The sequence below is a fragment of the Xenorhabdus griffiniae genome, from assembly GCF_037265215.1.
In the GTDB taxonomy this organism is placed as follows: domain Bacteria; phylum Pseudomonadota; class Gammaproteobacteria; order Enterobacterales; family Enterobacteriaceae; genus Xenorhabdus; species Xenorhabdus griffiniae.
Genome location: NZ_CP147737.1, coordinates 1,947,363 through 1,973,623 on the forward strand (window position 1 = coordinate 1,947,363; position 26,261 = coordinate 1,973,623).

General features: G+C 49.2%; 11 protein-coding genes. 8 read left to right on the plus strand and 3 right to left on the minus strand.

What is annotated here, in order from left to right:
* Positions 1-21: 21 nt before the first annotated feature.
* From WDV75_RS08775 to flgL, 7 genes are all read left to right on the plus strand, one after another.
* Positions 22-777, plus strand: a complete 756-nt coding sequence (locus WDV75_RS08775) for a flagellar basal body rod protein FlgF (protein WP_273557395.1) — start codon at positions 22-24, stop codon at positions 775-777.
* A gap of 17 nt (positions 778-794) precedes the next feature.
* Positions 795-1,577: a flagellar basal-body rod protein FlgG gene (flgG, locus tag WDV75_RS08780; RefSeq protein WP_074024366.1), complete on the plus strand. Its 783-nt coding sequence runs from the start codon at positions 795-797 to the stop codon at positions 1,575-1,577.
* Positions 1,578-1,644: 67 nt separating this feature from the next.
* On the plus strand, positions 1,645-2,415 hold the full coding sequence (locus tag WDV75_RS08785; RefSeq protein WP_223281725.1) for a flagellar basal body L-ring protein FlgH: 771 nt from the start codon (positions 1,645-1,647) through the stop codon (positions 2,413-2,415).
* Positions 2,416-2,430: 15 nt separating this feature from the next.
* Positions 2,431-3,549, plus strand: coding sequence for a flagellar basal body P-ring protein FlgI (locus WDV75_RS08790; protein ID WP_273557396.1), 1,119 nt, complete (start codon positions 2,431-2,433; stop codon positions 3,547-3,549).
* The gene (flgJ, locus tag WDV75_RS08795; protein WP_273557397.1) at positions 3,549-4,553 is read left to right on the plus strand and encodes a flagellar assembly peptidoglycan hydrolase FlgJ; all 1,005 of its coding nucleotides are present in this window, start codon (positions 3,549-3,551) and stop codon (positions 4,551-4,553) included. The genes WDV75_RS08790 and flgJ overlap by 1 nt, the downstream gene beginning before the upstream one ends.
* Before the next feature lie 101 nt (positions 4,554-4,654).
* Positions 4,655-6,295 carry a flagellar hook-associated protein FlgK gene (flgK, locus tag WDV75_RS08800; RefSeq protein WP_273557398.1) on the plus strand — a complete coding sequence of 547 codons (1,641 nt, stop codon included), beginning with the start codon at positions 4,655-4,657 and terminating at the stop codon, positions 6,293-6,295.
* 35 nt (positions 6,296-6,330) lie between these two features.
* Positions 6,331-7,293, plus strand: a complete 963-nt coding sequence (gene flgL / locus WDV75_RS08805) for a flagellar hook-associated protein FlgL (protein WP_273557399.1) — start codon at positions 6,331-6,333, stop codon at positions 7,291-7,293.
* 165 nt (positions 7,294-7,458) lie between these two features.
* Here flgL and fghA read toward each other — a convergent pair whose 3' ends face one another.
* Together fghA and WDV75_RS08815 are read right to left on the minus strand one after the other, a co-directional pair.
* Positions 7,459-8,304, minus strand: coding sequence for an S-formylglutathione hydrolase (gene fghA / locus WDV75_RS08810; RefSeq protein ID WP_273557400.1), 846 nt, complete (start codon positions 8,302-8,304; stop codon positions 7,459-7,461).
* A 100-nt stretch (positions 8,305-8,404) separates the two neighbouring features.
* A complete protein-coding gene (locus WDV75_RS08815; RefSeq protein WP_273557401.1) occupies positions 8,405-9,514 on the minus strand; it encodes an S-(hydroxymethyl)glutathione dehydrogenase/class III alcohol dehydrogenase in 1,110 nt (369 codons plus the stop codon).
* A 701-nt stretch (positions 9,515-10,215) separates the two neighbouring features.
* Between WDV75_RS08815 and sfnG the strand changes: the two genes are divergently transcribed.
* On the plus strand, positions 10,216-11,298 hold the full coding sequence (sfnG, locus tag WDV75_RS08820; protein WP_273557402.1) for a dimethylsulfone monooxygenase SfnG: 1,083 nt from the start codon (positions 10,216-10,218) through the stop codon (positions 11,296-11,298).
* A 145-nt stretch (positions 11,299-11,443) separates the two neighbouring features.
* Here the strand turns inward: sfnG and WDV75_RS08825 are convergent, their stop codons facing one another.
* Complete coding sequence (locus WDV75_RS08825) at positions 11,444-26,158, minus strand: non-ribosomal peptide synthetase (RefSeq protein ID WP_273557403.1); 14,715 nt, start codon at positions 26,156-26,158, stop codon at positions 11,444-11,446.
* Positions 26,159-26,261 lie beyond the last annotated feature (103 nt).

A 26,261-nucleotide genomic window follows, 5' to 3' on the forward strand; every position in this document is an offset into this window, starting at 1 on the left:
TAGGCTCAGGCGGATAGCTTTATGGATCACGTCATTTATACCGCTATGGGCGCTGCGCGCCAAACGCTGGAACATCAGGCTGTCACAGCCAACAATCTGGCTAATGCGTCAACACCAGGCTTCAAGGCCCAGCTTGCTGCCCTGCGTGCCGTACCTATTGAAGGTGAAACCTTGCCGACACGCTCGCTGGTCGTTGCCTCTACTCCTGGCATGGATAGCCGTCAAGGTCCTATGAATTACACTTCTCGTCCGTTAGATGTGGCAGTCGGACAAGGTGGCTATTTGGCTGTCCAGCTTGAAGACGGGACAGAAGCCTATACCCGCAACGGCAGCATCCAGATTTCACCCGAAGGGCAACTGATGGTACAGGGGCGTATGTTGATGGGCGAAAACGGGCCGATTGATGTCCCGCCGCAGGCTGAACTGACCATTGCGACAGACGGTGCCATCTCTGCCTTGATTGCCAGCGATCCTCCCACTTTGTTGGGCCAGATTGGCAAGCTGAAAATCGTTAAACCAGAAGCTAACCAAGTCGTGCGTGGTGATGATGGTTTGTTCCATTTAACGCCACTGGCGCGGGAACAGCAGGGCAATGAATTGGCGGCCAGCACTGAAGTGAAAGTTATGCCGGGTGTACTGGAAGGCAGTAATGTGAATCCAGTAGAAAGCATGGTGAACATGATCGCCAACGCGCGTCGCTTTGAAATGCAAATGAAAGTCATACACAGTTCCGATGAAAATGCACAGCGGGCTAACCAAATTCTCGCTATGAGCTAATCGGGAGGGATAAATTCATGATCCGATCTTTATGGATTGCCAAGACTGGGCTGGATGCTCAGCAAACCAATATGGATGTTATTTCTAACAACTTGGCAAACGTCAGCACCAACGGTTTCAAACGCCAGCGTGCGGTGTTTGAAGATTTGCTCTATCAAACCGAGCGTCAGCCGGGCGCGATGTCGTCTGAACAGACAACCCTGCCATCAGGTTTGCAGATTGGTACGGGCGCTCGACCGGTAGCCACCGAGCGGCTGCACAGCCAGGGTAACCTGGCGAAAACCAATAGCAGCCAGGATGTGGCAATTAAAGGGCAGGGCTTTTTCCAAGTCCAGATGCCTGATGGCACCATTGGCTATACCCGTGATGGTTCATTTCAGAAAGATCAGAATGGTCAGCTGGTTACTGTGGGTGGTTTTCAGATAGTCCCTGCCATCATCATTCCAGATAATGCCACGAAGCTTAACATTGCCAGTGATGGTACTGTCAGTGTAAACGTGCAAGGGCAAAATGCGCCTCAGCAGATTGGGCAACTGACATTGACCACGTTTATCAATGAAAGTGGGCTGGAAAGCATCGGTGAGAATTTGTATCTGGAAACCAACAGTTCTGGCGTGCCAGTAGAAAATGCACCGGGCATCAATGGCGCTGGTGTGCTCTATCAAGGCTTTGTCGAAACGTCTAACGTCAATGTGGCGGAAGAGTTGGTCACTATGATCCAGGTGCAGCGAGCCTATGAAATCAACAGCAAGGCAGTATCAACTTCTGATCAAATGCTGCAAAAGCTGACTCAGTTATAACCTAACCATTAATGGTGGGGGAACACGTTCCTCCACTATTTCTACGATAAACTTAAGAGCATAGAAGATGGATACAATGCCCGTTGCCGAAAGCCATGCTAAAAACCATGTAGCTTATGGCTCCACTGGTTTACGGAAAAACCAGAGAAATAAGTGGCGTATCAGCATATCTGTGGCGGCACTAGCACTGACATTAGGGGGTTGTGCTTATATGCCGCACAAGCCACTGGTAGAAGGGCAAACAACCGCAAAACCCGCCGAAACGCCTGCTCCAACGCCAAATGGTTCTATTTTTCAAACGGTTCAACCAGTCTATTACGGCTATCAGCCACTGTTTGAAGACCGCCGTCCACGCAATATCGGTGATACGCTGACGATTATCTTGCAAGAGAACGTCAGCGCAAGCAAAAACTCTTCAGCCAATGCCAGCCGCAATGGAAAAACCAGTTTCACAGCGGCTTTGACACCTCGTTTTTTACAGGGATTGATGGGCGGTGAAAAAACCGATCTGGGTATGGAAGGCAATAATGAATTTGGCGGCAAGGGGGGGGCGAATGCCAACAATACCTTCAGGGGCACCATTACTGTGACTGTGGATAAGCTGCTGGCCAATGGTAACCTGCATGTAGTGGGAGAAAAACAGATCGCCATTAATCAGGGGACGGAGTTTATTCGTTTCTCTGGTGTTGTTAACCCGCGCACGATCACGGGCAACAATTCGGTGAGTTCCAATCAAGTTGCTGATGCCCGTATTGAGTATGTTGGTGATGGTTATATCAACGAAGCGCAGCATATGGGTTGGTTGCAACGTTTCTTTATCAATATCTCACCGTTTTAAAAGAGGATGGTCAGGATGAAAAAATTAGTCGCCAGCCTTTTTACGTTTTTGTTGGTGCTGTCTGGTATGTTCACTTCTGCCAGTGTCTTTGCTGAACGTATTCGTGATTTGACGACGCTTGAAGGAGTCAGGGATAACGCGCTGATTGGTTATGGTTTGGTTGTTGGGCTGGATGGAACGGGTGACCAAACCATGCAGACGCCTTTTACTACCCAAAGCCTGAGCAATATGTTGTCACAGTTAGGGATCACTGTACCTGCTGGGACAAATATGCAGCTTAAAAACGTCGCTGCCGTGATGGTGACAGCAAAACTGCCACCTTTTGCACGTGCAGGGCAGAACATTGATGTTGTCGTTTCCTCGCTGGGTAATGCCAAGAGCTTGCGTGGCGGGACATTGCTGATGACACCATTAAAAGGGGTGGATAACCAGGTTTATGCCTTGGCTCAGGGTAATATTCTGGTGGGGGGAGCCGGTGTGAGTGCCGGCGGTAACAGTATCAAAGTCAACCAACTTGCGGGTGGCCGGATCTCCAATGGTGCGGTGATTGAACGTGAATTGCCAACCCAGTTCGGACAAAAAGGCACACTGAACCTGCAATTGAATGATGATGATTTTGGTCTGGCTCAGAAAATCAGTGATGCGATCAACCGATTGAAAGGCACAGGAACGGCGACGCCGTTGGATTCCCGCACGGTGCAGTTGCGCTTGCCGATTGAGAACAGCGAACAGGTGAGGTTTCTGGCTCAGGTGCAGAATTTGCCTATCCGCGTGGATGCCGGTGATGCCAAAGTGATTTTCAACTCCCGAACGGGTTCCGTGGTGATGAACCGCAATGTGACCTTGGACAGCTGTGCAATTGCTCATGGTAGTTTGTCCGTGACCGTTGAACGTCAGATCGTGGTTAACCAGCCCAATACGCCGTTGGCGGGAGGCAGCACTGTCGTAACCCGTAATACGGGGGTTGGTATTCAGGAGCAGGGTGGTGCATTGCAGCAGCTGAGTGCCAGTGCAAATCTGACACAAGTTGTGCGTGCGTTGAATGCGCTGGGGGCAACACCAACCGATTTAATGTCGATTTTGCAGGCAATGGACAGTGCAGGTTGTTTGCGGGCGAAATTGGAGATTATCTGATGAATGACTTTCTGACGATGTCCAATGCAGCTTACGATGTTAACTCATTGCATTCACTGAAAGCTAAATTGTCACAGGAACCACAACAAGGGCTACGGCAAGTAGCCCAACAATTAGAAGGCGTCTTCGTTCAGATGATGCTGAAAAGTATGCGTTCCTCGTTGCCGCAGGATGGCATTTTAAGCAGTGAGCAGACGCGCTTTTACACTTCGCTGTACGATCAGCAAATTGCTCAGGATCTCTCCCAAAAAGGCTTAGGATTTGCGGACATGATCGTTAAGCAATTCTCTCATGCAAATAATGTCGTAAATAATGTGCCAGATGAATTAGCCAGCACGGTGCCGATGCCGCTGGATAATGAAATCTTGCAAACATTACCGAAGCAGGCATTGGAACCATTTATGCGTCGGGCGATGCCGACGCCTGACTATGTGTCTAAAAACCCATCTTCGGCGAATGGCTCACCTCAATACAGTTCAGCCCCACCAAAATCATTGCCGATGCACGGCGCCAGCTTTGTTTCCATGCTTTCCTTGCCCGCTCAGTTGGCAAGCCAGCAAAGTGGCATTCCTCATTTGTTGATTATTGCTCAAGCAGCGCTGGAATCCGGTTGGGGGCAGCGAGAAATTCTGACTGCGGAAGGTAAGCCAAGCCATAATTTGTTTGGTATTAAAGCAGGAAAACACTGGAAAGGTCCCGTCACTAATATTATGACGACGGAATACATTGATGGTGAGCCGAAGAAAATGCAAGACAGCTTCCGCGTCTATAGCTCTTATGCGGAAGCGATAACGGATTACGTCAAGTTACTGACAGAAAATCCCCGTTACACCAAGGTTGCACAATCAACAACGGCGGAGCAGGGCGCGTATTCCTTACAAGAGGCTGGATATGCTACCGATCCAGGTTATGCCCAAAAATTAGTGTCATTGATCCAGCAGCTAAAAAGCACCGGCAAGCAAATGGCAAAAGCCTATACCTATGATATCGATAACCTGTTTTAAGGGAATCAATTCGCTCAAGAATCAAGGTATTTTGCCGATAACTGTAGCAGTGCATTACCTCCCACGATGGAGGCATAACGAAAACGTAAAAGGATCTACACATGTCCAATAGTCTTATCAATACTGCTATGAGTGGTATTAATGCTGCGCAAGTGGCAATGGGTGTCGTGGGTAATAACATTGCCAACTCTACTAAGGCCAAAGAATATCACCGACAGACAGCGGTAATGTTGCCGGATAGCGGTAGCATGTCGCCGGTTGGTTTTATTGGCAATGGTGTGAATGTTAATTCTATTAACCGCCAATACGATGAGTTTATTAGTCAGCAATATAACACTGCACAAACCAAGTATGACGAATTAGATACATACAATCAGCAAATCTCCCAGGTTGAAAATCTGCTGGCCGATAAGGCAACTAGCCTTTCCAGCTTTATGGAAGACCTTTTTAAGGGCCTGAGTACGCTTGAAAATAACGCGGAAGACCATGCGGCAAGAACGACAGTACGGGGAAAAGCTGAAGGTTTAGTTAACCGATTTAAAGAAGCTGATCAAACGCTCCGTAAGTTAGACGAAGGTATCAATCACCAAATTGATCAGCATGTTGCCGCAATCAATAAATATGCGGAAGAAATTGCCTTTCTGAACGATGAAGTTTCTCGTATGCGTGGCGCAGGAAACGCTGAACCGCTGGCTTTACTGGATAAACGTGATCATACGTTGTATCAGTTAAATCGGCTTGTTGGTGTAGAACTGACTAAGCAAGATGGTGGCGTTTACAACGTCTCATTTGGCGGTGGCATGTCACTGGTATCTGGCAGTAATGCCTATCGGTTGGAAGCGATCCCATCCAGTGCAGATAGCAACCGTGTCACGCTGGGCTACGATAATGGCACAGGGACCAGAGAGATTGATGAACGCTTTGTCTCGCAAGGAAAGTTGGGCGGTGCATTACGTGCACGTAGTGAAGTGATAGAGCCAACCCGCAATCAATTAAACCAATTGGGATTAGTGATGGTGGATCGATTCAATCAGGTCCAGAGCGGTGGCTTTGATCTGAATGGTAAACCCGGTATTAATTTCTTCAATTTTGCGCAGCCAGCAACCATTGCTAACAGCAATAACAAAGGTACAGCTGAAATTAAAGTGGAATATGCAGATACCACTAAAGTCAAAGACAGTGACTACACCATCAAATATGAAGGTGGAGATTGGAAAATACAGCGTGTCGCTGACAGGGAAATGATCTCTGTAACTAAAAATGGTGATACGCTGGAATTTGACGGTCTGAAAGTCGATATCAATGCGACGAATCCACAGGATAATGATCGGTACATACTGAAAACGGTCAGTAGTGTCATCTCTGCATTGGAAGTCAATATTAAGGATTCTTCTCAACTGGCAACGGCTGGCGCCAAAAATTCTGGGCCAAGTGATAATGAAAACGCGAAGAAATTCACCCTCCTACAAAAAGAAAAGCTTATTAATGGTAAAAATACCTTGACTGATGCTTATGCTTCGCTGGTCAGTACGGTGGGGAGCAAGGCCAATAGTTCTAAGCGCAGTCTGGAGGCTCAAAATATCAGCCTAGAGGCGAGTTTCAAAGCCCGTGAGCAGGTATCTGGTGTCAATATGGAAGAAGAATACGGCGAGCTGCAACGTTTGCAGCAATACTATTTGGCAAATGCTCGTGTTATCCAGACTGCATCAACATTGTTTAATGCCATTCTGGATATCCGTTAATCACTAGTGGCAAAAGAGAAGAAGGAACTGATATTGTGCGTGTAAGTACGAATCTTTTATACAGCCAGAAAATGAATGGGGTTTTTGGTTCCCAGGCGAAATGGATGCAATATGGTGAACAGTTATCCAGTGGGAAACGTGTTATCAAACCCTCTGATGATCCGTTGGCTGCTTCACAGAATATTATGGTTGCTCAATCTGAGGCGAAGAATCAGCAATTTGTGACGGCTCGTATCTTTGCCAAGAACACGATGTCAACCCAATTGAGCACTATCGATAGTGTTGTCTCGGTGACACATAATATTTTGGAAACATTAGTCGCGGCGGCGAGTGCACAGAGCGATCATGATCGTGAGTCTTATGCCCAGCAATTAGATGGGCTTAAACAGCAATTGCTGAACCTTGGGAATAAAACCGATGGCAATGGCCGCTATATTTTTGCCGGTTATAAGACGGATGTTCCACCTTTTGCAGCGGATGGCAGTGGAAAAGTTCACTACAAAGGTGGATATGAAGCGATAAGCCAAAGGGTGGATGACAATCGTTCCATGGTTATTGCTCATACTGGGGAAAAAGTCTTTTTATCGGCAACCTCCAACCCGATTAAAGAGCCTGATGGCAGTGCAAGTGAATCCGATATTTTTGCGTCTATTGATTTTGCTATCGAGGCGCTTAAAAGGCCATTTACGGATGCCAGCGAAACAGAAAAAGGGGAATCGCTGAAGCTAATTGACAAGGCTAACCGAGGTATACGTAATAGCTTGAATAACTTATCCTCGGCGCAAGCCGTGTTAGGGCTACAGCTTCAGGAAATGGAGCAACTGGATGCGTTAGCCAGTGAACGCAGCATAGCCAATAAAGTTCGTATGGGGGAATTAGTCGATGCGGATGTTCTCTCCACCATTTCCGGCTATCTTCAGGAACAGGTTGCATTACAGGCTTCCTATAAAGCTTTTTCTGATTTAAAAGGTATGTCTTTGTTTGAGATGTATCGTTAACTAAGATTGATATATTTCAATATATTACCTGAAAACTAAGAAGCCCTTTATATACCAATCTAACTTCAAGATGCGTGTGATTTCTCCCCGAGAAGAGGAGGAGAAATCACGTTTCATATCGTGTTGTAAATGGCAGCCTGAAATTTAATACGTATAGGGTTTTAATTATTTATTCTTAACATACTCTTGCATTGCTTTGGCATGATAAGCGATATGATCTTCAATAAAGCTGGCGATAAAGTAATAGCTATGATCATATCCTGGCCGAAGATTTATCGTCACGGGATAACCGGTTTTATCGCAAATATCTTGCAACAAATGGGGGCGTAACTGTTCATCCAAAAAGTCGTCATTGAGGCCTTGATCTACCAAGATAGGAAGCGGTTCTTTCGCATTTTTGATCAGTTTCACCGTATCATATTGTTCCCAATCTGATATATCTTCACCAAGATAGGCTGAAAATGCTTTTATTCCCCATGGAACCTGGCTAGGGGCCACAATGGGTGAAAATGCTGACACACTGCAATAACGTCCTGGATTTTTCAATGCAATGGTCATTGCGCCATGACCACCCATTGAGTGTCCACTGATTGCTCGTATATTCGTTACTTCGAAGTGGGTTTCAATCAGGTTGGGGAGTTCTGAAACAACATAATCATACATACGATAGTGGGAAGCCCAAGGATATTTCGATGCATTGAGATAAAAGCCAGCACCTTTGCCAAGATCATAGGCGGGATCGTCAGCAACCTCATCACCTCGTGGGCTGGTATCTGGAGCCACAATAACGATACCCTGTTCAGCAGCATAACGTTGCGCACCTGATTTTGTAATAAAATTTTGCTCGGTGCAGGTCAAACCAGAAAGCCAGTAAAGAACTGGTAATTTTCTTTCTTTAATCTGAGGGGGTAAGAAAATTGCAAAACGCATCTGGCAACCCAAAACGTTTGATTCATGTTGATAGACATCTTGCCATCCCCCAAAACAGGCGTGATGTTCGATTCTTTCCATGACCTCCTCTCTAAAATTATTTGTTACAGTGATTATTTTATTACTTGTCAGAGACCGTGTTGGCTGGCAACACGGTTTTCTGTCAACGATCCAAACTGAATCAGTAGTAAATGACGGTTCGGATTGATTTACCTTCATGCATCAGATCGAAAGCCTCATTAATGGATTCCAGAGGCATCGTATGGCTAACAAAAGGTGCCAGTTCGATTTCACCTTTCATTGCTTTTTCTACCATTCCCGGCAACTGGCTGCGTCCTTTTACGCCACCGAAAGCGGTACCTTTCCATGTACGTCCGGTAATAAGTTGGAATGGTCGGGTGGAAATTTCCTGTCCAGCACCCGCGACACCGATGATGACTGATTGTCCCCATCCTCGGTGTGCACATTCCAGAGCGGCACGCATGACATTGACATTACCGATACATTCGAAAGTATGATCAACACCCCATTGGGTCATTTCCAGAATGACCTGCTGGATAGGTTTATCGTAGTCATTGGGATTGAGGCAATCAGTGGCACCAAATTGTCTGGCCAGTTCAAATTTAGTTGGATTGGTATCAATGGCAATAATGCGTCCGGCCTTTGCCTGGCGAGCGCCCTGAACAACGGCCAGACCAATCCCACCCAGTCCGAAAACGGCAACAGAATCTCCCGGCTGCACTTTGGCTGTATTGTGTACGGCCCCGATACCCGTAGTGACACCACAACCCAACAGGCAAACTTGTTCATGGTTTGCCGTTGGATTTATTTTTGCCACGGAGACTTCAGCAACGACAGTGTATTCACTGAATGTAGAACACCCCATGTAGTGATAAACAGGTTGTCCATTGTAAGAAAAGCGTGTTGTGCCATCTGGCATGAGGCCCTTGCCTTGCGTTTCACGGACTGCGATGCAAAGGTTTGTTTTCCCAGACTGACAGAACTCACATTTACCACATTCTGCCGCATATAATGGAATGACATGGTCACCGGGTTTGACACTTGTGACACCTTCACCCACTTCGACTACGACACCGGCACCTTCATGCCCCAGGATAACGGGGAATATGCCTTCAGGATCGCTACCTGAAAGGGTAAAGGCATCTGTATGGCAGACACCTGTATGGCTGATTTTTATCATTACTTCACCGGCTTTTGGTGGAGCAACATCAATTTCGATAATTTCGAGTGGTTTGTTTGGCCCAAAGGCAACAGCAGCACGTGATTTCATATAATCCCTCTCTGATTTTCTGCACGGAATATTTTAATGCTTCTATTTGTCTGGATATTATCCGTATCGTTTTATTTTATTTTTGAGCTATGACTAATCAATCAATAAAAAATATTTATACGCATCAATATCACTATCATTATGTAATATCGCCGGTTCTTGGAACTAATTCAATCTTAATAAAATTAGAGAGTCTGTGTTTTTACAAATAAAATCGAAGTTACCATATGGATTTTTACTAAATATTTTTTGTTCTCGGTGTTTGATTGAGAGGATATGCTAAGTGAACAATTTTCATTTTTTACTCCCTTTAGTAAAAAGTGAACAGTAAGGATGTTTTTCATATTCATAGATATTTTCATAAACTCCTCTATACCAATCTCACTTCAAGATGCGTGTGATTTCTCCCCGCAAAGCGGGGGGAGAAATCAGGTTTCATAGCGTTGTCAATTGAACTTAAACAGAGGAATAATGTCTTTTGTAAATTATTTAAAATAAAATGATAACTTTTATTGAGACCTGCTAATAATAAGCCCATCGACTAACCCATTTTATATCGTTCTATAAAAATCATTGAAGATGATATATCAATCGCCTTGCAAGATGCGTTTTATAATTTGCAAGCTGCAACTTGACGTTGGATTGGTATAACCGCCCTTACCAAGTAGCTCTATATTCTGATTTCAAATCATGGAGGTTTAATGGCTGAATTCAATTCTCAACCCATTAAATTTGCTTATTGGGTACCAAATGTTTCAGGTGGATTGGTTATAAGTAAAATCCCGCAACGTACCAACTGGGATCATACTTATAATCGCAGTCTGGCTCAAATCGCCGAAAGTGTAGGTTTTGACTACGCATTGACCCAAATTAGATTTACTGCTGGATATGGTGCTGAAAACCAGCATGAATCGATGACTTTTTCGCAAGATCTGCTTTCGGTAACCAATAAATTGAAAATCATTGCTGCCCTTTTACCTGGGCCCTGGAAACCGGTGTTGGCCGCTAAACAGATAGCAACAATCAGTCAACTTTATGGTGCCCGTATTGCGGTTAATATTGTTAGCGGTTGGTTTCGCGGTGAATTTAAAGCGATTGGTGAACCGTGGTTGGATCATGAAGAACGCTATTTACGTTCTGAAGAATTTATCCGTTGCTTGAAAGGGATCTGGTCACAACCTGCGTTCAGTTTTTCTGGTGATTTTTATCGTTTTCATGATTATATTTTAAACCCCAAGCCACAGACACCCTTACCGGAAATTTTTCAAGGAGGGAGTTCCAGAGCTGCCAGAGACATGGCTGCGCGCGTTTCTGATTGGTATTTTACTAATGGCGGCAGTGTGGAATATATTCAAAAACAAATCGACGATATCAGAGCTAAGGCGTTATTGAATCATCATCAGGTAAAAATAGGCGTTAACGGTTTTGCTATTGCCCGTGATAATGAGAAAGAGGCTCGCGCAGTATTACAGGATATTTTAGATAATAGTGATTTTGACGCAGTGAAAAGTTTCCATCATGAAGTGCAAAATGCGGGAAATGCATCACCAGAAAAAGAAGGAAACTGGGCAAAATCAACTTTTGAAGATCTTGTGCAGTATAATGACGGCTTTAAAACCAACCTTATTGGCACGCCATTACAAATAGCCCAACGAATTATTGAATATAAAAAAGTTGGCGTAAACCTGATGTTGCTTGGATTTTTGCATATGCAGGAAGAGCTAGAGTATTTTGGCAAAAATGTCATTCCACTTGTTAGAGAATTGGAACAACAAGCCGATTGAATAACGATTTATTGATTTTAAACGACAGTTTGAAATCTATTGGCTATATATCAATTTAACTTCAGGATGCGTGTGATTTCTCCCCCGCTAAACGGGGGAGAAACAATATGTATCTTGAAGATTGAAGTGAGATCGAGATATCAGATCATCCATTCAACTGACTAAGCTTCTCAATATTCTGCCATAAGCGGGTTACCCATTGCTTGACATGGGGGGCAGACAATAGGGTCATATGATTGCCGGGCACAACGATCGTATCGAGTTCTGCCACCAGAAGGCGCCATTGAGTTTCACGAGTTCTCCTTTCATCCTTATCACCTTCCTCGGCGTTAACCAGATGGACACGTCCCTCATAACGATCACGAGGAATATAACTGGTGTTCAGATTAGCCTGCATAACGTGAACAATCCCTTGCAACAGCGATATTGGTGTTTTGGCCGGGAAAAGACCTGCTTTGATCAGGGCACTGTGCAGATATTGAATTTGTTCGTCCGCTGACAGGTTAGCAAAATCTTGCCTGCTGAGCGGAAGCGGCTGATTTAATATCATATTATAGATATCGATCAACTCCATGATTGTCTCAATACGGTTGACTGACTTGAGGGCACTCCCTTGCTGGTCAGGCTCATCGGTATCAATAAGAATCAGATCGGATACCTGTTCTCCTTCCGCTTGCAATTGCAAGGCGATTTCAAAGGCAATCCAGCCGCCAAAAGAGTGGCCTAGCAGGTGATAAGGGCCATGAGGTTGGATTTGCCGGATATTTTGGATATAGGCGCGGGCCGCGCCTTCAACACTGCGGTAAGGGGAATGATGTTCAATCATGAACCCACGTGCCTGTAAAGCGTATACCGGAAGTTGTGCTGGGAACGATAGGGCCAATTCGAGCAAACTGGACGGGCTGGCACCGGCACCAGGCAGGCAAAAGATCGGCGATACAGATGGCGTGCCTTGCTGGATCATAACCCGTGGATCGAAGGAAGGCATATCCGGTAAATTTTCAGTGATTGAATCCACGATTTGGTTGAGCAGGGGCGGGTGCATAATGGAAAAATGCGTCCCGCCGATAGGGTGGATCACTGAATCGTGACCGACAATGCCATGCCAGCCGTGCCAACTGTCGTTGTTAACTAACTCCTCCGCCGTATAGAGGTGGACAGGTAAGGCGGATTTTTGCGCGATGTACCCCTGACCAAGCTGTGAAATCATCTCGGCGGTATAGACACGCAGAAGAATATCTTCGCGTGTGATACCTGTCGGCAACCACTGGCGTTCGATACAGTGATTAAGTACCTGTTCCACGTTACTGAGATGGTGCAGCTCTGCCAACGCTTTCTCATCGTCAATCATCTTTTGGGTATACAGTGTGTGAATAATGAGTTCTATTCGTCTTGCTTCCTCGTTTACCGATGAGTCGACAGTTATTGAGGGTACACTATTCTCTTGGTGGAAATGATTATAGGAATCGATCATACCGAGAAACTCGACTGTTTCACCGTCACGGGTTAATTGTCGGGCTATTTCATAGGCAATCTCCCCGCCAATCGACCAGCCCATCAGACGATAAGGCCCTTGTGGTTGGAGGCGGTGAATGGCCTGAATATGGCAGGCGGCAAGTGCTTCAAGCGACTCTGGAGGATGTTCCAATGTATGAATACCAAGTGCTTGTAAGGCGTAGACCGGAAGTTCAGGGGGTAACAGGGTAGCCAAAGGAGAATATACCAAGGGATCGCCGGAAGTTTCGTGCACTAAGAATAAAGGCCGCAAAGTACCTGTCGGACTGAGTGGGACAGGATTTGCATCAAATGGGGATACGGGCACGACAAATGGTTCCTTAACAGTCAAGGCCAGATCACATAAGGTTGGATGGGCGAACAGGGTGGCCAATGAAACCTGCATATTTTGTTCGCGCATGTGATTCAACAACTGTATAGCGAGCAGAGAATGACCGCCAAGCTCAAAGAAATGGTCATGACGGCTAATCCTCTCCAGTCCTAGTAAATCTTGCCAGATTTTGGCCAAAGTGATTTCTGTCTTATCGATGGGAGACGCATAGCCCCGCACCGCGAAAGCGGACTGATCGGGAACAGGTAACGCCTGCCGGTCGAGTTTACCGTTAGGGGTGAGCGGGAACGTGTCTAACGTAACAAAGGCACTGGGCAGCATATAGTCGGCAAGATATTGGGCGAGTTGCTGGCGCAGTTCCACAGGCACTAATTCACTCCCTTCTTGCGGTAACAGGTAAGCGACCAGTCGTTTTTGGCCGGGTTCATCTTCGCGAGCAATCACCACTGCCTCACGTACACCGTCACATTGCGTGAGTCTGGCTTCGATTTCACCCAACTCAATGCGGAACCCACGTAGCTTGACCTGAAAATCATTGCGGCCAAGGTATTCAATATTGCCATCCGGTAGCCAGCGGCCGAGGTCACCGGTTTTGTACATGCGAGCATCAGGTGTCGTTGAGAATGGATCGGGAACAAAGCGTTCCCTTGTCAACTCAGGGCGGTTGAGATAGCCGCGAGCCACACCGGTGCCACCAATATAAATTTCACCGGCAACACCAAGAGGCAGCAACTGGCATTGTGTATCCAGAATATAGATCTGGGTGTTAGCCATTGGCCGACCAATGCTAGGCTGAGACAATGCTGAACTCACCGGACAGAAGGTGGCATCTACCGTACATTCTGTTGGCCCATAAACATTGATAAAGCGAGTCGTTTCTATTTCTTGCAGTCTGGACCACGTTGAAGGAGGAATACTGTCACCACCGATCAGCGCCAGCTTAGGTTGATAGCCGGCACGAGTTCCCAGTCCGGCCTCTAACAGCCATTGTAATTGAATGGGCGTACAGTCGAACATGTCCACAAGGTGGCGTGCAAAATAGCGCCAGAGTTGCTGGCTATCGGCACGGATCTCTTCAGGCACGATGATCAATGTATGACCTGAAAGTAACTGAAGCCAGATTTTCACCGAGGCATCGAACACAATACTGGCATTCATAGCGATGCGACATGGTGGGTTAAGGGCAAGCGCTGCATTCAAGCCGGTATGAAGATTGATGACATTCCGGTGTGCCACCATCACGCCTTTGGGCTGTCCTGTCGAACCGGAGGTGTAAATCACGTAGGCCAGATGGTGTGGCGTGAGTCCCAGTGTTTGAGCATCGGGATTGTTTTCAGATCCCTTATCAAAGAGAGCGGGGGACTGAATATCGAGTAAAATGTCAGGCAGGGCGCAGTCCAGCATGTCAATGAATGCAGACTGGGTAAGCAGGGCTACCGGTGCAGCATCATCGATCATGTAAGCCAGACGTTCAGCCGGATAGGTTGGGTCCAGTGGTACATAGGCTCCGCCAGCTTTGAGGATAGCCAGTAATCCCACCATCATCTCCAGTCCACGTTCAACACAGATAGCGACTCGATCATCAGGACGTACCCCCATGGTAATCAGATGATGCGCCAGACAATTGGCTCGGCGGTTCAGTTCATGGTAGCTGAAAGACAAATCACCGAAGACAACAGCGGTGGCGTCAGGTGTGCGGGCTGCTTGTTGCTCAAACAGTTCATGGATCAGGATACCTTGTGGGAAATCAGTCTTGGTGGTGTTGAATTCAGCCAGTAACTGCTGGCGTTCAGCGGCAGGCAAGATTGGCAGATCCAAAACAGGCTGCTGGGGTTCGTTCATTAGGGCTTCGACCAGATTGCCGATGGTAGTGACCAAATAATCCGCTATCCGGCCAGAGTCAATTGTGGTGACGGACTTGATTGATATGCTGAACGCTTCCCCAAGGTCATCCACAGAGAGGGTCAATGGGTAGTTAGTTCGTTCCTCAGAAAGCAACAGACGGATGCCATCCCAGACAGTATCATTCGTGTTTGGTTGGCTATGGCGATAATTCAGTAAGGTACTGAACAGCGGCATTGGTTGTGCTACACCACTGCACCGTTGTGCCAGCGCTAACGGGGCTTGCTCATGCTCCAATAAGGCGGTCAGATTATGGTAGGTATCTTGCACGATGTCTCGTACCGTGCGTCCGCCCAAAGTGATACGCAGGGGCAGGGTGTTGATAAACATTCCCAATATGTGGTCAGCTCCAGCACCACCTTGCAGACGACCTAAAAGTACGGAGCCAAATACGACATCATCGCGGCCACTGGTTTGTGCCAGCACTTGCCCCCAGGCCACATGGAACAACACACTGGGACTCACACCTATATAACGAGCCTGAGAGCGGATTGTCTTCGCCAACGTGGGATCAAGCAGAAGACGATGTTCGTCGATACCACTATTATCGTTGGGTACGTTGAGTATCCCAAAGGGTGCCGTAGGTTCATCAATATCAGCGAGTTGGCTACGGAAATAGGTTTCATGCTCTGCCGCTGGCACACGTAATGTTTGAGCAATAAAATTGCGGTAGGGCAGCATAGTGGGCAGTGTTTTTGCATTGCCCTGGAGTATCTGAGCAATTTCCGCAAAAATCAGCTCCAGTGTCATATGGTCACTGACCAGATGGTGGAAACGCAAAGCCAGCAGCCATTCATTTTGTACCGGATCATGGACGATATCGGTAGCAAAAAGGGGCGCTCGGTTCAAATCAATTTGATGCTGGCGCGGATCAGTGTAATCCTGTAACTGCGCTGGAATATCAACCGTTGTGGTGGGGATTAACTCATGGATAGTCAGCGGAGCCTGACGCCAGACCACTTGAACCGGCTGCTCCAGTCCTTGCCAATAAACGGCCGTACGCAGGATATCATGGCGGTTGATAACCTGTTGCAAGGCATCCAGAAAGTTATCGAGACGAGTACGGGTATCAAAAGCAAGTAAACTTCGCAGCAGATAACTATCCCCTTGTGCCTGCAACAGATGATGGAACAGTATCCCTTCCTGTAAGGGAGACAGTGGATAGATATCCTGCACATTCATTGCGCCGCCTGAGATCTGTTCAACGATAGCATCAATTTCGGTTTGGGAGAGAGAAACCAAAGGCAGCATATCGGGCGTAATGGCGGTACAATTTTCGGGGATACGATTGGGTGGCACGACAAAGGTGTGGCTACCATACTGGATTGCTTGCGCCATATCGGTGAGAACAGGTGAGGAGAATACACTACGAACCTCGAGCTGCCAGCCCAGATTACGTAGTTCTTCGACCAGGCTAACAATCATCAGCGAATGGCCGCCAAGTTTAAAGAAATGGTCATGGCGACTGATCTGCTCTAAGCCTAAGAGTTTTTGCCAAATCTGTGCCAGAGCGATTTCTCTCTCACCGACAGGGGCTTCGTAGTTACGGGTCACGACCGCCGATAAATCGGGAGCAGGCAGAGCCTGACGGTCGAGTTTACCGTTAGGGGTGAGCGGGAACGTGTCTAACGTAACAAAGGCACTCGGCAGCATATAGTCGGCAAGATATTGGGCGAGTTGCTGATACAGTTCCGCAGGCACTAATTCAACACCTTCCTGCGGTAACAGGTAAGCGACCAGTCGTTTTTGGCTGGGTTCATCTTCGCGAGCAATCACCACCGCTTCACGTACCCCGTCACATTGCGTCAGTTTGGCTTCAATTTCCCCCAACTCAATGCGGAAGCCACGTAATTTAACCTGAGCATCGTTGCGGCCGAGGTATTCGATATTGCCATCGGGTAGCCAGCGGCCGAGATCGCCGGTCTTGTACATACGGGCGTCTGGTTGCGAAACGAAGGGATCAGTCAGGAAGCGCTCGGCGGTGAGTTCAGGCCGGTTCAGATAACCGCGCGCCACACCGGCACCGGCAATATAAATTTCCCCCGTTACGCCGCGCGGAACAGGCTGACCGTGTGCATCCAGAATATAAATCCGGGTATTGGCGATCGGACGACCAATCGGTGGTGGATTATCCGCTGCGGTGGCAACACAGGGATAGAGTGTGGCACAGACCGTGGTTTCCGTTGGTCCATAGGCATTAAGCATTTGCCTCCCGAGTGACCAGCGTTTGATCAGGGTTGACGGACAGGCTTCGCCTCCCACCAGTAAAGTTTGCAGGGTATCGGGCAGGGAATCCATCGCGGCTAACGCAGTGGGTGACAAGAGAACATGGCTGATGGCCTGCTCGGTTAAGTAGCGAGACAGTATGGTTCCGGGCAAGAGATCAGCCCGTTTGGCCAAATAGAGACGCCCACCTGCCATTAAGGCCATGCAAGATTCCCAAATACAGGCATCGAAACTGTTTGAGGCAAACTGTAAAACGCGACTGTTGACGGTGAGTGCCAACGTATGTTGCTGGGTGGTGATTAAGTTGCACAGGCTTTGGTGTTCAATCATCACCCCTTTGGGTTGACCGGTCGAACCGGAAGTATAAATAACATAAGCCAGATGGTGTGATGCTAAATCCAATGCCTGCGCGTCTGGATTGCTGGTGGGTTGGGTTGACAGGCACGGTTCAGGGTTATCCAGCAAGACGGTGGGTAGGGTGTTAAACTGAACGAGCCACTCTGACTGGACCAACCCTGATTGGGTCAGTAAAGCCACCGGAGCGGCATCTTCCAGCATATAGGCCAGTCGTTCGGACGGGTAGGCCGGATCAAGTGGCACATAAGCTCCGCCCGCTTTGAGGATAGCCAGCAAGCCGACCACCATCTCCAGGCTGCGTTCGGCACAGAGGGCGACCCGATCATCCGGATGCACGCCCAACGCAATCAGATAATGGGCCAACTGATTGGCACGGTGGTTTAACTCACCATAGCTCAGTATCTGGTCTTCATAGACAACGGCAATCGCTTCGGGGTGCTGGATGGTTTGCATCTCAAACAATTGGTGGATCAACGCCTCTTGGGGGAAATCGGTTTGAGTCGTGTTGAAATCTGCCAGCACTTGTTGCCGCTCTGCCGCCGGTAAGATAGGGATATCCTGTATCGCTTGTTGTGGGTTGTGAATTAAGGCATCAACCAAACCGCTGATGGCAGTTGCCAGATAGGTGGTGATCCGTTCCGGTGCAATTTCACTGACAGTCAGCGCCGTGAGTTGGAAGCCGTTCCCCAAATCATCCACTGACAGGGTGATGGGATAGTTAGTGCGTTCCTTTGCGGTCAAAATACGTATGCCTGCCCAAGTAGTGTCAACTGCCTCGGTTTCACCCTCTGCCGTTTCATTCGAAGGGCCATGACGATAATTGAACAACGTGCTGAACAGCGGCATAGGTAACTCCACGCCACTGCACTGTTGTGCCAGCACCAATGGAGACTGCTCATGCTCCAACAAGGTGGTCAGGTTGTGATAGGTATCTTGCACGATGTCTTGTACCGTGCGTCCAGTCAGAGAGATACGCAGGGGCAAGGTATTGATAAACATTCCCAGTATTTGGTCAGATCCCGCGCCACCTTGCAAACGTCCCAGAAGTACGGAGCCAAATACCACATCATTGCGGCCGCTAGTATGGGCCAATACCTGCGCCCACGCGACATGAAACAACACACTGGGGCTGACACCGAAGCGACGCGCCTGAGTACGGATGGCTTTGGCCAGATCCGGTGCGATAGAGAGATGGGCCTCAGTAATAAGGTCGTTGTCAGTTTGTACCTTAAGTATCCCAAAGGGTGCGGTGGGTTCATTAATATCAGCTAGTTGGGCGCGGAAATAAGCCTCGTGGTCGGTGGTGGGTATGCTCAAAATTTGGGCGATAAAATTACGGTAAGGCAGTACCGTTGGCAGCTTCTCCGTCTTGCCTTGCAAGATAAGCGTAATTTCCGCCAAAATCAGCTCCAGTGTCATATGGTCACTGACCAGATGATGAAAGCGCAGCGCCAGCAACCATTCATCTTGGGCCGGATTCGGGGCGATATCAGCAGTAAAGAGAGGAGCCTGGTTCAAATTGATACGGTGCTGGCGTGGATCGGTGTGAGCCAGTAACTGCGCTGGAATGTCATCCGCCGAGGCAGGGATGAATTCACGGACAATCAGTGGTGCCTGACGCCAGACCACTTGCACCGGTTGTGCCAGATCTTGCCAGTAAGCGGCGGTGCGCAGGATATCATGCCGATCGATGACGTGTTGCAGCGCCGCTAAAAAGGCATTCAGGCGCTCACGGGTATCAAAAGCAAGTAAACTTTGCAGCAGATAATTATCCCCTTGTGCCTGTAACAAATGATGGAACAGGATACCTTCCTGCAAGGGAGCCAGTGGATAGATATCCTGTACATTGCCTGCGCCGCAGGGGATCTGCTCAACGAGGGTATCGATCTCAGCCTGAGAAAGAGAGACTAAAGGCAGCATATCGGGCGTGATAGCCGTACAATCTTCGGGGATACGGTTGGGTGGCACGACAAAGGTGCAGACCTCACGTTGGATAGTCTGAGCCATATCGGTAAGGACAGGTGAGGAGAATACGCTGCGAATATCGAGTTGCCAGCCCAGCTTACGTAGCTCTTCGGTTAGGCTGACAATCATCAGTGAATGGCCGCCGAGTTCGAAGAAATGGTCATGGCGGCTGACCTGTTTCAATCCCAAAAGTTTTTGCCAGATTTGAGCTAAGGCGATTTCTGTCTCACCGACAGGGGCTTCATAGCCGCGAGCAACAACCGCCGATAAATCGGGCGCTGGCAGAGCCTGGCGGTCGAGTTTACCGTTAGGGGTGAGTGGGAAAGTCTCTAAAGTGACAAAGGCACTGGGCAGCATATAATCCGCGAGGTGCTGAGTCAGTTGCTGACGCAGTTTAGCCGGAACCAGTTCAGCCCCCTCTAACGGCCGCAAATAGGCCACCAGCCGTTTCTGGTCTGGCTCATCTTCACGGGCCAGTACCACGGCCTCGCGCACACCGTCACATTGGTTGAGTTTGGCTTCGATTTCTCCCAGTTCAATGCGGAAGCCCCGTAGTTTGACCTGAAAATCATTGCGGCCAAGATATTCGATATTGCCATCGGACAGCCAGCGGCCGAGGTCGCCGGTTTTATACAGACGGGCATCAGGTTTTGAAGAGAACGGATCGGGTAGGAAGCGTTCAGCCGTGAGTTCAGGGCGATTCAGATAACCGCGGGCGACACCCACCCCGCCAATATAAATTTCCCCCGCCACGCCCATTGGAACGATTTCCCCATGGGTATCCAGAATATGGATTTGGATATTGGCAATAGGCTGTCCAATCGGCACGTGCCCGATATAGCAATCCGGCACACACTGCCAGGCCGTGACATCAATAGCCGCCTCGGTGGGGCCATATAAATTGTGCAGTGCACTGTGAGGCAAGTGGGACAGACAGTGTTGTTGTAAGGTATAAGGCAGTGCTTCCCCACTGCATAAAATTTGGCGCAGGGAAAGGCAGCGGCCGGCCGGAATGTAATGGAGGAAAATTTGCAACATGGACGGCACAAAATGGATCGTCGTGATGTGGCGGTTTTCTATCTCTTCCAATAAATAGTGTGGTTCTTGGTGGCCGCCGGGACGAGCCATCACTAATTGGGCACCAGACATCAGGGGAAGGAAGAATTCCCAAACAGAAACATCAAAACTAAACGGCGTTTTTTGTAAGACGCGATCGTGTGGGGTTAATTGGTAAGTCTCCTGTGCCCAGAGTAAACGGTTAACCACACCGCGGTGCTCATTCATCACGCCTTTGGGCTGCCCCGTGGAGCCAGAAGTGTAGATAACATAGGCCAGATGACGGGATGTCAGCCCCAGCGCCTGCGCGTCTGGATTATCAGCCGGTTGGGCGGCCAGAAACGATTCAGGGTTATTCAGGATCTTATCCAGCAAGATCACCGGCACGGTGCTGTCAAGTTTATCGCATAATGTGGCCTGCGTCAGTAAAACCACCGGTGCCGCATCGTCCAGCATATAGGTCAAACGCTCAGTGGGATAAGCGGGATCGAGCGGGACATAAGCGCCACCGGCCTTGAGTATGGCCAGTAGCCCCACTACCATCTCCAGACTGCGTTCGACACAAATGGCTATCCGGTCGTCATGGTGGACATCCAGCTCAATCAGGTGATGGGCCAGACGATTAGCATGACGGTTCAATGCTTCATAGCTGAGAGACTGATCGCCACAAACGACGGCGGTTGCATTGGGTGTTTTTGCCACTTGTGCTTCAATTAATTGATGGAGCAGTGTCTCTTGCGGGAAATCAACTTGGGTGGCGTTAAAACCGGTGAGCAGTTGTTGCCGCTCTGTCGCTGGTAAGATAGGAATATCCCGAATCTTCTGTTGCGGATTGTGAACCAGAGCATCGATCAAACCGCTGATGGCGGTCGCCAGATAGGTATTAATTCGTTCTGGTGCAATTTCGCTGACAGTCTGCGCCGTGAGCTGGAAGCCGTTCCCTAAATCATCCACTGACAGGGTGATGGGATAGTTAGTGCGCTCCTCTGCGGACAAAGTCCGTATGCCTGTCCAAATGGTATCAACCGCCTCTGTTTCGCCAGAGGGGCTATGACGATAATTGAGCAAGGAGCTGAACAGTGGCATGGGCTGTTCCACGCCACTGCAACGCTGTGCCAGCACTAACGGTGCCTGTTCATGTTCCAGCAAGGCAGTCAGATTGTGATAGGTATCCTGCACGATGTTTTGTACTGAGCGCCCGTCCAGCGAGATACGCAGGGGCAGGGTATTGATAAACATCCCCAGTATGCGATCAGCCCCAGCGCCGCCTTGCAGTCGACCTAAAAGTACGGAGCCAAATACCACATCATCACGGCCGCTGGTGTGGGCTAATACCTGCGCCCAGGCGACATGGAACAGCACACTGGGACTGATTCCCAGCCGACGCGCTTGAGAGCGAATTGCCTTCGCCAACGTAGGGTTAAGCGGGAGACGATGTGTGTTGATGACACTATTATCGCTGGGTACGTTGAGTATGCCGAAGGGGGTGGTGGGTTCATCAATATCCGCCAGTTGATCACGGAAATAGGCTTCATGCTCTGCTGCTGGCACACTTAATGTTTGGGCAATAAAGTTGCGGTAGGGCAGCATGGTGGGCAGTGTTTTTGCATTGCCCCGTAGGATCTGGGCAATTTCCGCTAAAATAAGCTCCAGGGTCATATGGTCACTGACCAAATGATGGAAACGCAAGGCCAACAGCCATTCATCCTGTAGCGGATCATGGGCGATATCGGCGGTAAACAGTGGGGCGTGATTCAGATTGATACGGTGCTGACGCGGATCGGTGTAAGCCTGCAACTGTGCTGAAATATCATCTTGCGCAGCAGTTGGGGTAAAAATCTTGATATCCAGTTGTGCCTGACGCCAAACCACTTGAACCGGTTGTTCCAATCCTTGCCAGAAGATAGCGGTGCGCAGGATATCATGGCGGTTGATAACCTGTTGCAAGGCCGTCAGAAAGCTATCGAGGCGATCACGGGTATCGAAAGCGAGTAAACTTCGCAGCAGATAATTATCTCCCTGTGTTTGTAACAGATGATGGAACAGGATCCCTTCCTGCAAGGGGGCTAGTGGATAAATATCCTGTACATTACGGGCTCCACCGGAAACGGTATCAACGATGGCATCGATCTCGGCTTGAGAAAGCGAAACCAGTGGCAACATATCGGGGGTAATGGCCGAACAGTTTTCCGGAATAAGGTTAGGAGGCACCACGAAAGCCTGAGTGTCATGCTGGATAGTTTGGGCCATATCGGTGAGGATCGGCGAGGCGAACACGCTGCGGACATCAAGCCGCCAGCCCAAATTGCGCAGCTCTTCAATCAGACTGACAATCATCAGCGAATGGCCGCCGAGTTCGAAGAAATGGTCATGGCGGCTGACTTGTTTCAAATCTAAGAGTTTTTGCCAAATCTGTGCCAGAGTGATTTCTATCTCACCTATCGGCGCGGCATAGCGGCGGGCGACGACGGCTGATAAATCCGGTGCCGGTAGCGCCTGACGATTAAGTTTGCCATTGGGGGTGAGCGGGAACGTTTCTAACATGACAAACGCACTGGGCAACATGTATTCAGCAAGATGCTGGGTCAGTTGCTGACGCAATTCAGCCGGCACCAGTTCAATCCCCTCTCGTGGCCGCAGATAGGCCACCAGCTTTTTCTGGCCGGGTTCATCTTCGCGCGCCAACACGACCGCTTCGCGTACGCCGTCACATTGGGTGAGTTTGGCTTCGATTTCCCCCAGTTCAATACGGAAGCCCCGTAACTTGACCTGAAAATCATTGCGGCCTAAGTATTCAATATTGCCATCGGGCAGCCAGCGGGCCAGGTCGCCGGTTTTGTACATGCGGGCATCTGGCTCTGAAGAAAACGGATCGGGCAGGAAGCGTTCGGCGGTGAGTTCAGGGCGATTGAGGTAACCGCGGGCCACGCCCGCTCCGCCAATATAAATTTCTCCCGCTACACCACGAGGAACGGGTTGACTGTGGGTATCCAGAATATAAATCTGGGTATTCGCGATCGGGCGGCCGACAGGAATAGAACGAGTAACATCAATGGGAGACGTAATCTCGTAGGTAGTAGCAAAGGTCGTGGTTTCTGTTGGACCATACCCATTTATCAGGTGGGCGGGTTGGGACTCAGACAATTGTACCTGTTGTATCTTCCTCGGCTCGAGCACATCGCCACCGGTAAGCAGGTAACGCAATTGTCCAAACAGGGGGCTGAGGCTATCGAGATATTCGTTGAACAAGCCCACCGTTAACCAAAGGGCGGTGACTTGTCCCTTGATCAGTGTAGCGCAGAAATATACAGGATCGAGCAGCACGGATTGCGGGACGATATGCAGGCGTGCCCCGTTGAGCAAGGCAGACCAGATTTCCCAGGTCGAGGCATCAAAAGCGATATTGGCACAATGGGCCACACAGTCGCGGGCACCGATATCTGCATACGCGTTGTTGATAACCAGTCGGTTGATACTGCGGTGCTCGACCATCACGCCTTTAGGTTGCCCTGTCGAGCCGGAGGTATAGATCACATAAGCCAGATGGCGTGATGTTAGCCCCAATGCATGGGCTTGCGGGTTGTGAGTCGGTTGTGCCTCGAATAACGTTTCCTGCGCATCAAGCACAATAACCGGCACCGTTGCAGGGACGCTGTCGCGCAGTCTGTCGCATTGTGCGGTCTGGGTGAGTAACACCACCGGGGCGGCATCGTCCAGCATATAAGCCAGCCGGTCGGTGGGATAAGCCGGATCGAGCGGCACATAGGCGCCACCGGCCTTAAGGATACCCAGCAAGCCCACGATGGCGTCCAGACTACGTTCAGCACAAATCGCTACCCGATCATCCGGCCGCACGCCGACAGTAATCAGGTAATGGGCCAACTGATTCGCCCGATGATTTAACTCACTGTAGCTCAGGGTCTGGTCTTCATAGATGACCGCAATACGGTCGGGATGCTGTGCCGCTTGTGCTTCAAACAGCGAGTGAATCAACGTGTTTTGCGGGAAATCGGCCTGAGTGGCATTAAAATCCACCAGCAGTTGTTGCCGTTCTGATGCGGGCAGCATCGGTAACGTGGCAATAAGTTGGGTGTCATCCGCCACTATTGCAGCCAGCACGTTGTTGAAATAACCCACTATCCGCTCAACGGTAGCGGCATCGAATAAATCGGTGGCATATTCCAGCTCACCGATTAAACCGGCTTCGGTTTCACTCAGTGATAAGGTTAAGTCAAAATGTGCACTATAATGCTTCTGGGTAATCGTCGTCAGTTGCAACCCCGGCAGAGTCAACTCTTGGGCTGGGGTGTTGTTTAAGGCCAGCATCACCTGAAAGAGCGGATTGTAGCTTAAACTGCGTTCAGGCTGGAGCGCTTCCACCACTTGCTCGAAGGGCAGATCCTGATGGCTATAGGCGGCCAGCGCCCGCTCCCGCACCTGGGCCAGCAAATCTGTCACACAGAGGTTATCATGGCAGGAGATACGCAAGGCCAGCGTATTAACAAAGAACCCCATCAGTCCTTCCAGTTCCTGGTGGGGGCGGTTAGCGACGGGGGTGCCAATAACAATATCATTCTGTCCACTGAGCCGAGCCAATACGAGACTCCAGGCACTGAGCACCGTCATAAACAAGGTAGTATGATGACGCTGTCCAAGTTCCTTCAGTGAAGCCAATAAGTCTGCATCAATGTGCACTGGCACTTGGTTGCCCGCATAGGTTTGTACTGCCGGACGTGGCCGGTCGGTTGGGAGGGTGAGTAAGGCCGGCGCGTCAGCAAGCTGGGTACACCAGAAATCACGTTGTTCTGTGAAGGTGGTGCCTTGTAACTGCTCCTGTTGCCAGACCGCATAATCAGCATATTGAATTGGCAGGGGAGGCAAAGGATCAGGCTGGCCGTCAAGGACTGCACGATAAAAGGTGACCAGTTCTTGCACCAGCACACTGATGGACCAGCCGTCAGTGATAATATGATGCAGGGTCAGCAACAGCACATGCTCGTCGTCGGCCAGTTGCAGCAGTTGACCACGGATCAGCGGGCCTTGGGCAAAATCGAAAGGCGCCTGTGCTTCGCTATCGGCGAGTTCGGCAACACGCTGAGTATGCAAAGCGGGATCGAGCAGGCGCAGGTCGTGGCAGGACAGGGCAAAACCAATGTCAGCCGGATCGATATGCTGGCAGGGCTGGCCTTCTACCAGGACAAAACGGGTACGCAGGCTTTCATGGCGGGCAATCAGGCGATCCAGTGCTGCTTTCAGCACCGAGTAGTTGAGCTGGCCAGTGAGGCGTAATGACACTGGCAGATGATAAGCCTGACTGGCTGCCGGATCGAGCTGGCTGATAAACCACAGCCGCTGCTGGGCAAAAGAAAGTGGCAGGGGCTGATGCCTGTTCGCGGGTTTAATGAATGCCGGTTGCTGTTGCCCCTCGCGGGCTTTCAGTTGTTCTTCAAGTTTTTTCTCCAGAACCGCACGTTTCAACTCATCGATATTCATATTGATCTTCGTCATTATTTACTGCCTCCGCGGGTCTCTTTTCCGCTTAAAATGGTCATCAATTCTTCTGCTGACAGTGAGTCAAGATCGTTTTGAATTGACTCAAGTTCGTCTCCCC